This is a genomic window from Pseudorhodoplanes sp., assembly GCF_059499825.1.
In genome coordinates, this window is sequence record NZ_JCABZI010000005.1 from 598,468 (window position 1) to 611,275 (window position 12,808).

Below are 12,808 nucleotides of genomic sequence, written 5' to 3' on the forward strand. Positions count from 1 at the left end.
CCCTTTTTAGCCGCGTTTGCTTGAGATCGCCGGCTTCGTTGGCTGTTCCGGATAGAGCGTCTTGAGTGTCAGTTCGAAATGCGCGCAAAGCCGCCGGCATCCCTCTGCGGTGTTCCGCGCAAGCGCCAGCGCGGCAAGATCGTCGTGTTCGGAGCAAAACTCTTCGAGTTCCGGTACGCTTTCCAGCATGCGGTGCCGGTAGCGGTAGGTCTGGTCATACAACGCGGCGTGCTGCTCAAGCATGCGGCGAGAACCGCAGGCGGCGATCAGGGCCGTATGAAACGCCTTGTGCACGACCTCGAAACTGTCAATCTCGTTGCGAAACACCTGCGGGCCGCGCGCGGCGAAGCGTTTGAGGCGGTGCAGGCTTGCAACGATGCCGGCCTCCCATTCGTCGCTGCCTTGCCGCATCGACAGTTGCAACGCCTCGCTTTCGATCACGCGGCGCATGCGAATGATGTCGGCCAGATCGTCGCGGCTAATTTCCGCGACACGAAATCCCTTTTGCCCGGTGGCGCGCACCAAACCTTCGGATACAAGTCGCGATAACCCTTCACGCAATGGCGTCGCGCCGATGGCGTAGCCGGCGGCGAGATCGGCGATCACAAGCTTCGAGGCCGGGGCCAGCCTGCCGTTCAAAATGTCACGTCGGAGAACCGCAACAGCGCGCTCGGTCTGTGTTTCAGGCCCAAGGGTCTGCGGCTCACTCGTGATTTCCAGTTGCATTTTGCTCCGCCCTCTGGACGCGCTCGAATATAATCGATAGAAATTAAAAGTATATATATTTTCGGGTGATTTATGAAGTTGGCCAGTTTTTGCTACCGAGACGAAGTCCGCACCGGGGTTGTCCAGGACGACGCGCGTGTGTTCGACCTCCAGGCTGCGGCGATCGCGGCCGGCGGCGCGGAGTCGGTATTTGCCGACATGCTCGCGCTGATCGCGGGTGGCGAACGCGCGCTTGACCGTGCACGAGCCCTTCAGCGCAGTGCCGACAATCCTGCCCTGTCCTATCCGCTCTCTGACGTCGCATTGCTGCCGCCGGTCCCGCGACCGGTGCTAATCAGGGACTTCTCCGTGTTCCCGACTCACATTCGCCAAGCCCCTGTCGGTATGCAAAAACTTGCTGCCCGGATTGCCGGCAAGCCCGCACCTGACGTCGCGCCTAGCCACGACGTGCCGGAGATTTATCGCAGCCAGCCGATCTATTATCGCGGCAACCACCTGAGCGTGGTCGGTCACGGCGCGACCGTGCGATGGCCGCGCTACAGCCAGTACATGGACTACGAGCTGGAATTTGGCATCTTCCTCGGCAAGGGCGGCGCGGACATCCCCAAGAGCCGCGCGCGCGATTGCATCTTCGGATTTTCGATCTTCAACGACTTCTCCGCGCGCGATGCGCAGATGACCGAAATGCGCAGCATGCTCGGCCCCGCCAAGGGCAAGGATTTCGATACCGGAAACGCCATCGGCCCGTGGATCGTGACGGCTGACGAAATTCCCGATCCCTACAAGCTTCGGATGGAGGCGCGTGTGAATGGCGACGTCTGGTCACGGGGCGATTCCAGCGCCATGCTGCATTCGTTCGAGGACATGATTGCTTTCGCGTCGCGCGACGAAACACTGGTGCCCGGCGAATTCTTCGGATCTGGCACGATGGGGAACGGCTGCGGGCTCGAGCAGGACCGCTACCTCGAACACGGAGACGTGGTCGAACTCGAAGTCGAGAAGATCGGCACCCTGCGCAACACTGTGATCCGACAGGACCGCTGACCCACAACAACGAGCACTCACATGCCGCGCCGACTGATCGACCTGTCAATACATATCGAGAACGACGTTCCGTCCGACCCGCCGCCGCTAATGCCGCGAATTGACTACAAATCGCACAAGGATACGGTCACTGAAGCGCTGATGTTCTTTCCCGGCATGAAGGCCGAGGACTTTCCCGACGGCGAGTTCGCGGCAGCCGAACAGCTCAACCTGTCGGCGCATAACGGCACCCATATCGACGCGCCTTGGCATTATGCATCGACCATGAACAAGGGCGAACGGGCCATCACTATCGACGAGGTCCCGCTCGAATGGTGCCTGCAGCCCGGCGTGAAACTCGATTTCCGCACCTTCCCGGACGGTTATGTCGTCAGCGCGCGCGACATCGAGGACGAGCTTTCACGGATCGGGCACCAGCTGAAGCCGCTGGACATCGTGCTCGTGAACACCCGCGCCGGATCGAGGCTCGGCCAGAAGGACTACATCGATTCTGGCTGCGGCATGGGGCGTGAAGCCACGCTGTATCTGCTCGAACGGGGGATTCGGGTCACCGGAACAGACGCCTGGAGCTGGGACCCGCCCTTCTCGCACACGGCACGGCGCTTCCGCGAGACGGGCGACCGGTCGATCGTTTGGGAGGGCCACAAGGCCGGCCGCGAGATCGGCTATTGCCATATCGAAAAACTGCACAATCTCGAACAGCTGCCGTCCTCTGGCTTCACGGTGTCCTGCCTGCCGGTCAAGATCCGCAACGGCTCGGCCGGATGGACCCGAGCCATCGCAATCATCGAGGATTGAACGCGCGCTTTTCGACGAGTTGAGAGGCGCGGCTTAGATGTTCAGAATGCGGTGAGCGGGATTCGCGGGGCGCGCCATCGTGGATGATTGCGTCGCATTATACGACGCGCCTCTGGCGCTCCCTAGGGAAGCGCCGCAAACAGCCAATATCAATACCTTAGCCAAAAGTTTGGGGAAATCCAGCATCATTGAGATGCAAGACGTTTCCGAAGCCATTCCCAAACCGGACCATCGGGGAGTTATCCCGGAAGGGGAGCACAACTCCATTGGGATGCTAACGCCTTCGCTTGAGCTGGGGCTCAACCGACGGGAGCGGATGATGAGCGCGCTCCCGCCATCCAGCCCCGTTCTACTCGCAAGTATCGAGCGCATGCGCGTCCGCGAGGCAACCGATCGAGGCTACGCCTCAGAAATTGCCGCTTGGGAGAATGGCACGGCTCGCACCGTGGGCTCCAGACAGTCTCTGGAACGGATCGTAGCCCCTCAAGCGCTTCGCCAGCGCCCGCGTTCGCCAGATCGAAAGGCCTCCCGAAATCGGCGACGGCGGCTGGGCGGGTCAAGCGCGCTGCCGGACACGCTCCGCCATCACTACACTGAAGGTCAGCGCGCAGTTCTCTGTATCGTGGGCGGCGAAGTTAAACGTCATGGCATTTGCGCTCTTCCGATCGACAAGATCGCGGCGTTGGCCGGAGTCGGACGCACGACGGTGCAGACTACTATGCACATTGCCTGGAAAGAAACGCGACACATCAAGATTACTCGCCGCCCCAGGCGTGCTCAAAAGAGCCTTACGAACCTCATTGAAATCACTTCGCCCGAATGGCTGACGTGGCTAAAAAATGGACCATCGGCGCACAAGCCAGATAGGGTCCAATTCGCCAAAAAAGCGAACCCGACCAAGAAGACAGATAAAGATGAAGAGAGGACCATCCGCATTGCGGAATCTATGTCGGCCGAGATTGCAGAAATTGCCGGTTACAGCGACGCAACGCTGCCGAGTTGGTGGCAGAATCCGCCTGCGCATCTGGTCGTGCATCGCTGGGTGAACGATTTGACGGCCGTTGGTATCGGTTCCCACTGGCTTCGAGGGGTGTGCAGGTGGGTCATGGGACGCAAGTCTGACCAAAAGCCTCCGCTTTCAATAGCGTATTTCGACCCCGAGATACGCCGGCTTATCGAGCGGCAAAAGTCCTCGATCAACCGAGTGATGCCGCAATAAGCGGGACCGCTTCCTTAGAACCGGGACGCGCACGAAGCCTTAGAAAGCTACTGCCTGTGCATCCGTCTGCCGTTTCGAGGCAGAGGGAATTCGATCCTTAGGGTGCGAGCGGTTTGGTGATCCGGATCAAAAATATAAGAAATTCGAGGCAGATTCACCACGTCATTCCTTTCATAGGCTTATTGCAATGGCCGTGACTTCTCTCGTCGCACACTTTGTGGTTGGGAGGTCAACCCGGCATCCTCGAACATTATAAGTAAGCCTCGCAACCTCAGCGCCAATACCCCCGGGGCGGGTCAGATCTCAACGGAAATCTCAATGGTCGACCGGTCCGGGGGCGCGCGCGGAATTTCGCAGAATTCCAGAACTTTTTTTTAGCCAAAGGGGGAGGTGGCCATGACAGACGCTGACGCCAACCGATCTACCGTTCGCAATTTGTAGTTGGAGACATGGCCGATCGACCGGCCGTTCCGCCCCCAAGCACCCAAAATCGCAGATCGCGGAAATTGCTGGAAGCATAACTGCATTCGGCTTCTCGAATCCCATTCTGGCCGACCCGAATGAGGCGGTTAAAAGCCTCTGAGGATCCGTCCGGCCGGAGCGTCCCGCGCGGTGGGAAATCCGTATTGATGTCCCCAAAGAACTCCCAGCTCAGACGCGCTACCATGAGACTTGGCCCATAACTGAGGGTCAGTTGAGGGCTTGGGCTGCCCCTACTTGCGTAAATCCCGAATTTCGGTCAACGCTTGGCAGCTATGTCGATATCGCGCCGCTTCGTGATCGGCTCGGCCATTGCGTTGTTGGCCGTGGGATTTGCTAGTCTACTCGGTATCATCGCAGCCACAATGTGGCTTGGCGACCGGGTACAAGACCATTTCCAGGACGTGATCGCGGCCCGTGAGACGCGCTCGGCCGCAGTCGAGTTGAGAAGCGCTTTGCAGACTGCAGAATCCAGTCAACGCGGCCTCCTGGTCAGCGGCAACGAAATCTATCTCGCGCCCTACGATCGTGCGAAAACGATCGCACTCAACCACCTCGATACCCTTGGAAAGTTGCTTAAGCCGTTTCCCGAGACTCAGCCGCTCTACCAGCGGCTGTCGCAGGTGGTGGCTGACAAAATTTCGGATATGGACAACTCCATCGCGCTCAAGAACCAGCGCAACGACGAGGAGGCTCTAAGGCTGTTCCGCACCAATCGCGGCAAAGCCCTGATGGATGAAGCAAATGTCTTCTTGTCCGGCATTATCCGTTCGTCTGATGCAAGGCTAACGGCGAGCGTCAGCCAGCTCAACACTAACGCGACGGGGCTGCGCTGGGCTTCGGGACTCGGTGCGATCGTGATCGTCATCGTGGTCGCCGGCGTTGTGGTCACACTCAGCCGCTATACGCGCGAGGTTGCGGAGGCGCGCGACGAGGTGCGGCAGCTCAACACCAGTCTCGAGGCCCGCGTGGCGCAACGAACAACAGAATTGGCCCGCGCTCGCGACCGCGCAGAGACGCTTCTCGACGAAGTCAATCACCGCGTCGCCAACAGTCTGGCGATGGTTGCGTCATTGGTGAAGTTACAGAGCCGAGCAGTAACTGACGGCTCGGCCAAGAACGCCCTAGCCGAGACCGAGGCGCGGATCAACGCGATCGCGTCGGTGCACAAGAAGTTGTACACCTCTGGCAACGTTCAGACTGTCGATCTTCGGGATTACATGTCGAGCATCTTGGATAATTTGGCGGGCGCGATGCAGGAAGAGGGTCTGCATGCAAAACTCCTCTATGAGATTGAGCCGCTGACATTGCGCACTGACGCGAGCATCAATCTAGGCGTGATCGCGACCGAGTGGGTGACCAATGCCTACAAGTACGCCTACCCTGAAAAGAGCGGCGAGATTCGCGTGCAGCTACGTCGGCTGTCCGACGACCGCGGTGAACTGCTAGTGGAGGATAGCGGAGTTGGCCGTCCCGAGCAGTCGGTCCCGAAGGGCACAGGTCTTGGCACACGGCTTGTCCGTGCGATGGCAGAATCGATCGATGGCGACATACGATACATTAATCGTGCACCCGGCCTCGCTGCGCAACTGACCTTTCCACTTCAGGCCTGATATGCGCGCAAGATGCCACGTTTGGACTTCGTCGACCTTGCTAACCGCGATGCTGGTCGCGATGTCGGCGTTTGCGCAGGCTCCTGAGCCCATCCCGAAAGGCATCACGACCCCAACGGCGTTTCCCCCTTTCAATCCGGCGGCAGCCTCCTGCACACCGCCGCAGGGGCTGAACCGAGACCTTGTATTTGCGCAGGACAATGAGCGGCAATTCATGCAAGGGGTCGGCCGCGGGCTGGCGTCGGCCGCATCGGACCGCGGATTATCGTTCCGTGTCGAATTGGCGAGGAACGACGGTGGGTTGATGATCGAACAGGTCGAGAGCTTGGCAAAGCAGATGATCGGTGCCGTTGTGGTAGCGCCAGTTGACGCGCCGTCCGTAGCGCCGAGCCTGCAGAGGCTCATCCACGCCGGTACGTACGTGGGAACCGTGGTACCGCCACCGGCTGTCACGCTTTTGAATGCGCCGCAATATCTGACGGGGAAAGTGTTGGGCGATGCCGCCGCCGCATTTATCCGCAAAGAACTTGCCGGTAAGGCCAACGTCGTGCTGCTCACCCATGACAGTCTACAGTTCCTGTCTCCGCGATTCGTGGCAATGCGCGACGCCCTCAAGGACATGCCCGGAGTGGAGATTGTCGCCGACATTTCTCCCGTCACAGTGGATGAAACCGGTGGATTCGCCACCATGCAGACCATTCTACTCGCGCACCCAAACATCGACGCCGTGCTCGGCGCGGACACGGTCGTCCTTGGCGCTCTCGCCGCGTTGCGGGCCGCAGGGAAGGCGACGGATAAGCAATTCCTGGGAGGCATCGACGGCGAGCCTACTGCCGTGGCGGAGATCAAAAGAGGTGGGCCGTACAAGGCCACCGTCAGTCTGGCATCTCCCGTCTTTGGATACGCACTAGGGCAGTTCGCTGCGGACTGGCTGGAGGGCAAGAGCGTGCCGCAGGCAATGGACATCTTGCCATACGCGTTGACCAGATCGAACATAGCGCAATATGAGTCCGATGTAGCAGACCCAGGCAGGGTCTTTCACGATCCTCAACGGCGCGCGGTTTATCTGCGGATGTACGGCAACATTTGTTACGAGACCCGAGACAGCTACGTTAACTTTCCCTGGTCATCGGAGCGTTGAAGCTACGCGTTCAGCCGACACCTTCGTCGCTCACCGCGAGCCGACGCCGCGGCTGAGTCGCGAAGGACCATAGCAAGCTGGGTTCCCGTCCTCCCTAGCCCCGGGAGGTTTCAGAGGGGCTCGGCGCCGAGGCTGCTCGGAACCTTTTGCAAGCCCCCTCGTTAGTTGCTGGATTCCGAGCATCGGGCGTTCTTTTTGAACATGTACCCCGCCTTCATCGCCCAAGTTTGTAAGCATTTGCGCAGTCATGACCACTTTCCGTTCTTCGGAAACGATGTTTCTCGCGGGTGACGGCGAGCTGGGCCGTCTTATCACCGAGTTCAAGTGGGAACGGACGCCGCTGGGTCCGCTTGAACAATGGCCTGCTGCGGTCAAGACGACGGTTAGCCTGATTCTGCGCTCCCCCGTGCCCATCGTCACCCTGTGGGGCGAGCAAGGCACGATGATTTACAACGATGCGTATTCGGGCTTCGCCGGCGGACGACATCCCGCATTGCTTGGCTCGCCGGTTCGAGAAGGATGGCCTGAGGTCGCGGATTTCAACGATAACGTCATGAAGGTCGGGCTCTCGGGCCGAACCCTTTCCTATCAAAACCATGAACTGACCCTGTCACGGACCGCAGGCCCCGAGCAGGTATGGATGAACCTCGACTATTCCCCGATCACCGACGAGAACGGACGGTCGATCGGCGTGATGGCTATCGTCGTCGAAACCACCCAGGCGGTCAAAGCCGACCGCCAGCTTCGGGCAAACGAAGCGCGACTTCACTTCCTTGATTCACTGGGTAAGGAAACAGCCAAGTCGGCCGACGCGGACGCTGTTTTGGCAATAACGACCCGTATGGTTGGCGAGCACCTTGGCGTCACCAGTTGCGCCTACGCCGATATGGACGCCGATCAGGACGGATTCACAATCAGGGGAGACTGGGCGGCGCCGGGTGCCCTCCATATCGTGGGGCACTATAGCTTGGCCGACTTCGGCAAACTGGCTGTCGAAAGGCTTGGAGCCGGACTGCCCCTCATCATAAATGACAATCTTAAGGAAATAGCGCCTGAAGAGGCTGCAACGTTTCAGAACATCGGCATCGGTGCAACGATTTGCATGCCGCTAGTCAAAGAGGGGCGCCTCACCGCGCTGATGGCAATCCACCATAAGACCGCGCATATATGGAACGATTATGAGCTGGCGCTCATCAAAGAGGTCACCGAGCGCTCATGGGCGCATATCGAGCGGGTTAGGTCTGAAGCCGAAGCGCGTGAGAGCGAGCGCTGCTTCCGCGAAGAGCTTGAGGAGCAGGTAAGAGCCCGAACTGCCGATTACTTGCAGGCGGAAGAAACGAGGGCCAGAGCCGAGGCGGCACTTCATCAGGCACAGAAAATCGAAGCGATTGGCAATCTGACAGGCGGCATCGCGCACGACTTCAATAACCTGCTTATGGCCGTCCTGGGCAGCCTTGAGCTGCTTCGCAAGCGCGTGCCTCAGCAAGAGCGCCTTTTGCGTCTTCTCGACAATGCTGTAGAGGGCGCAAAGCGCGGCAAGTCTCTGACCGACCGCATGCTGGCGTTCGCACGACGGCAGCATTTGCAGCCCGAGGCTGTATCGCTCAACCAACTCGTTCTCGGTATGGCGGATATGCTTGAGCGATCGCTTGGGCCAACGATTAGGCTGGATATTGATATTCCCGAAACCCTTCCCCCGATTCTCGTTGATCCCAATCAGCTGGAAACCGCGCTGTTAAACCTGGCGGTCAACGCCCGGGACGCTATGGGTGGCGAGGGCCCACTGCGGATCTCCGCTTACGCCCTGCCTTCAACTCCACGCGATGCCGACCCGGAGTTTGTTTGCCTCTGCGTCGAAGATGTGGGCACCGGCATGGACGAGGCGATACTCCGGCGTGCAACGGAGCCCTTTTTCACGACCAAAGGCGTGGGGAAAGGAACCGGGCTCGGACTTTCCATGGTTCAGGGAATGGTCGAACAATCCGGCGGCAAACTGCAGCTCAAAAGCCGACCAGGTGCAGGCACCACCGTTGAGCTACACCTGCCCGCTACGAACGCAAGCGCGGCAGCGCCAAAAGATGCAGCTGTATCAGTGCCAGCTGCGAGGTCGCCCAATGGTGGCATTCTAAATGTTCTTGTCGTGGACGATGACCCGCTGATCCTTAACAATACGGCACACATGCTGGAGGATCTGGGGCACCAAGTGACTAAGGCCGCGTCGGGAGCTGCGGCGCTCGCTGCGATGCAGAACCATACCTTTACCCTTCTCTTGACCGATCACGCGATGCCGCACATGACAGGTGCCCAGTTGGTGCGTGAGGTCAGGTCACAGCACCCACATCTACCCATCATTATCGCAACCGGCTACGCAGAACTGCCGGACGACATCAGCCGTATCACCCGCCTCAGCAAGCCCTACCTGCAAAGCGATCTTGCCGAGGCGATTTCGAGAGCGTCAGCCGCTGTGGGACTAAATGGATCAGGTTATCCGAATTTGCTCCCGCCCCCCTCTTGACAAAACCTCCGAGGAGCCGGCTACGCAAGCAGCGTGAAACATCCTTATTGGCGATGCGTAGTCTTGCAAGCTTCGTTTGTTCCCTCGCCGCGGAGCAGGCGCTCCCTGCGGTCAGTAATCGCGGCACGACTCGAGTCAATTGCCAAGGTCAAGGCTGTTGTTGAAATCGCGTCGGCAGCCCGCCAACGAGCTTGCCGGACTGCATGCGTGACCAATCCGTCAATCTCCACAGTAAGTTCATCCAGACGAGAAACAGTAACGGCACGCCGTGCCTCGCTAAGAATTTCAAGCAACCTATCCAAGATGCTTTCTATGAGCTGTTTGCGCCTGCGTGAAAGCAACTGGACCAGCCATGCAAGCCCGGAACTCACCCCACCCGCCGCGAATAAACCGATCCAGAGCCAATCGCCGTATAAATCCATAAATGTCTGCTGTTCCCGATTATAGTAATCGAGAGCACCGCGATGATTGGGGATCCTTGCAAAGGTCGCATCCTCGTCGGCAACGCCCTTTATCGGCCAGGCAAGGTCCGAGATTTTTGCGAGCGCAATACGATTTGAGAACATCGACTGCAGGAATGCGGCTACCGTTACACGCTCCACGTCCCTATGCGCCACCAGACGCCATGATAACGCTGCCGTCTGCACATCCTCCTCAGGCAGACTTGGACCCAGAGACCGTGCTCGTAGAGTGATTTCAGATACCACAGGTGCTTTCCCACCTGGAGCAGGCACAGTGACCGGCAATACCAAGGGTTTGTGCCCTGACATTGACGCAACCAGTGCCCTAACCGCGTTCGGCCGGGACACCACGGCAACCGCATCAATTTCGTCACTCCTTAGAGCCGACTCCAACGCGTCGAGCGAGCCTTTGACAGTGCGAATTGCTGTAGCTGGAATGTCGTTCGCCATAAGCAAGGACATGAGAGGCGCGACCTCCGCCTTGTCGGCAAATACAGCTATCCTTTTGTCGCGCAGGTCGGATTCTTCTTTTGCCTCCTTCTTCTCGGTAGCCTTTCCTGCACCACGCTTGGGGACGGACTTTTTTTCGTCCTGCCTGGTGGAAGCCGCATCGACATCAAATGCGATTACGAGGACTGGGTCGTCGCGCAATTGTGCGACGGTCAAGCCGCTGTCTGGTAAGGCCACATCGGCACGAACGACCGCGAAGTCGGCCTCTTTCCGATCCAAAGCCTCCGTCGTCGCTACGAGGTCAGGCAAAACCTTCAACTGTAGTTTTAAAGCCGTTGGATCGGCAGCACGTGCGAGACCTGCGAAGATTGCCTCATAAGCCGGTTCCGTCGCGGGTACCGCAACAACGATCTCTGGAACAAGCCACAACTGGGTCAGCCGGTAAGCTATGCCGACCGCGAATATGGCGGCAACAAGTATTAGTCCCATCCTGGACCCAGCGCGAAGCAACCGGCTTGGAAAAAAGATGCTGGCGTATTGTCCAGCGCCTGAAGGGTTGGCCATCTTCAACAGAGCTCAAAATACGGATCGCCCGAGCGTGATGGGATACTTTCAAAAGGGCACGAAAGTTCCACACTCCCGATCAGACCGAATATGAAAAATGGTTGTGGGCAAGTTTGGCACACTGATAATACCAGTCGCATGGTACTGCTTAGAATTGCCTCTACGACGACGGGCGCACTCGAATCGCCTACAGCCCGTCAGCTTGAACATTTTTCTGCGAACGATCAGTCTGATTCGTCCGCACCGGTCTGTGATCAGTGTCACCGACCAATGAGTCTCGTCGCTCCCCGAAAGCGCGTATTACGATTCAGATGTCGCTCGTGCGGTTTAGCAGAGCGCCTCCCCAGCCGGTGATCAGCGCGAGTAGCCCCCGTCGGCAACCGGCAAAGATTGGCCGACCTAGACGAGTGCCAACACGCATCCTCAAAAGCCGCGAGCGGGTCTCGTAGAGACAGCCATTACACCGATAATCAAGTAAACGGATCCACGGCTCGCGTAACCAGTTCGAGCCAAGAGTACTTGTCAGCCTTGTCTTCACGCCAACTTTCCCTGACTGTTTCTGTGGTTAGCCACGGTCCTCAGACGGAAGCGCAAGTCAACCAAGCGGCCGGCGGAAAGTTCCCGTGGATAACGTCAACCAACTAAGTCGCCCGTCTCGACGAGCGCCTGAACCAACACTCCAATCATTATCTTCTTGGTTTAGTTAGCGATGCCCTACGATTCCCGCGCTTTCACTTGGAACACCCATTGGGGTAATGGCGCGCCCTTCCGAGCGATAACGATGTAGTAAAAGCGATGTTCGGCAGTTCTGGTCGGAATCTCGTTGTGCACGAACAGAATCTCCAGACCAGCTTCCTCTATCATCGCCTTGAAGGTGGTTGACGTTGATCCGTTGTTGTTTTCCTGCAGAACGATAACGCCGCTCTCTGTCAGGTGCCTTCCGACAGTGGTGAAGAACTCGCGATGCAAGCGCCAGCCAGGGTCATGCGCTCGCAGCTCAGCCTCGAAGTAACCATCGTCGAAGTGCGGGGGATTGCTGATGACCAAATCCCAACGCTCAGACGATGGAATTTGGCTGAGATTATCGGAATGGTAGACCGCGACCTTCCCCTCCAAGCCGTTGCTCGCAATCGTGCGATTGCAGCTTTCAACCGCTTCTGGATTTATGTCAGCCAGACAAAGGCTGTCGCACATACCGTGCGCAAGCATTGAGAACCCTATAAATCCTGGTCCAGCGCACCATTCGAAAGCTCGCTGTTGCTTTGGCAGGTTCCACCTTTTGAACAAGGGGATGAAGTCTTGCCCAAAATAGGTTCCCCCACCGTCGAGATGCTTCTTGTAGTGAACTTGGATATCGCCGTAGCTGATCGTTCTCCAACGAGCCAAACGCCGCTTCAGCGGCTTGTAATACTTGCGTTTCAAAACGCGGACAGAGAGGTTCATTGCGGCCTCAAACACTGGTGCTGACCCAGCTTCCCCGACCGGCACACGCCCATGCCAACAGGCGGTGCCGTCATGGTTTCAAGACCGAACGTCTCAGTCGAGTTCCTTGCGCGCGGAAATCCTTCTCCGTTCCGGGTCCTCAAGATTTTTGGGTCAGTTGCCCAGTGCGCTGCCCGGGCGGCCGGAACGGTTCGAAAAATGAGCTTACAAAACTCTTCGAGTTCGCGGCGGTAGCCAACGTCCGCCTCATACAGGCGGCGCTCTACCCCGGATACAGGCGGCGCTCTACCCCGGGGCCGAGGCGTATGGGGTTTTCGGGGTGGCGTCCAATCATCAGGCGGGAGAGCTTGAATG

General features: G+C 58.4%; 9 protein-coding genes. 6 read left to right on the forward strand and 3 right to left on the reverse strand.

Going from position 1 to position 12,808, the window contains the following annotated elements; genetic code table 11:
* Positions 1–6: 6 nt before the first annotated feature.
* On the reverse strand, positions 7–726 hold the full coding sequence (locus AC5I5I_RS10100; protein ID WP_495972453.1) for a GntR family transcriptional regulator: 720 nt from the start codon (positions 724–726) through the stop codon (positions 7–9).
* Positions 727–864: 138 nt separating this feature from the next.
* Here AC5I5I_RS10100 and AC5I5I_RS10105 point away from each other — a divergent pair, with 138 nt between their 5' ends.
* From AC5I5I_RS10105 to AC5I5I_RS10130, 6 genes are all read left to right on the forward strand, one after another.
* Complete coding sequence (locus AC5I5I_RS10105) at positions 865–1,770, forward strand: fumarylacetoacetate hydrolase family protein (protein WP_495972455.1); 906 nt, start codon at positions 865–867, stop codon at positions 1,768–1,770.
* Positions 1,771–1,791: 21 nt separating this feature from the next.
* Complete coding sequence (locus AC5I5I_RS10110) at positions 1,792–2,568, forward strand: cyclase family protein (protein ID WP_495972457.1); 777 nt, start codon at positions 1,792–1,794, stop codon at positions 2,566–2,568.
* Positions 2,569–2,647: 79 nt separating this feature from the next.
* Complete coding sequence (locus AC5I5I_RS10115) at positions 2,648–3,787, forward strand: hypothetical protein (RefSeq protein WP_495972459.1); 1,140 nt, start codon at positions 2,648–2,650, stop codon at positions 3,785–3,787.
* Positions 3,788–4,542: 755 nt separating this feature from the next.
* Complete coding sequence (locus tag AC5I5I_RS10120) at positions 4,543–5,880, forward strand: sensor histidine kinase (RefSeq protein ID WP_495972461.1); 1,338 nt, start codon at positions 4,543–4,545, stop codon at positions 5,878–5,880.
* A gap of 49 nt (positions 5,881–5,929) precedes the next feature.
* Complete coding sequence (locus AC5I5I_RS10125; RefSeq protein ID WP_495972463.1) at positions 5,930–7,021, forward strand: sugar ABC transporter substrate-binding protein; 1,092 nt, start codon at positions 5,930–5,932, stop codon at positions 7,019–7,021.
* 247 nt (positions 7,022–7,268) lie between these two features.
* Positions 7,269–9,536 (forward strand): ATP-binding protein, encoded by a 2,268-nt coding sequence (locus tag AC5I5I_RS10130; RefSeq protein ID WP_495972465.1) that lies wholly within the window; start codon positions 7,269–7,271, stop codon positions 9,534–9,536.
* Positions 9,537–9,580: 44 nt separating this feature from the next.
* Here AC5I5I_RS10130 and AC5I5I_RS10135 read toward each other — a convergent pair whose 3' ends face one another.
* Together AC5I5I_RS10135 and AC5I5I_RS10140 are read right to left on the reverse strand one after the other, a co-directional pair.
* A complete protein-coding gene (locus AC5I5I_RS10135; protein ID WP_495972467.1) occupies positions 9,581–11,017 on the reverse strand; it encodes a hypothetical protein in 1,437 nt (478 codons plus the stop codon).
* Positions 11,018–11,725: 708 nt separating this feature from the next.
* The gene (locus tag AC5I5I_RS10140) at positions 11,726–12,454 is read right to left on the reverse strand and encodes a methyltransferase (RefSeq protein ID WP_495972469.1); all 729 of its coding nucleotides are present in this window, start codon (positions 12,452–12,454) and stop codon (positions 11,726–11,728) included.
* Between the last annotated feature and the right edge of the window lie 354 nt (positions 12,455–12,808).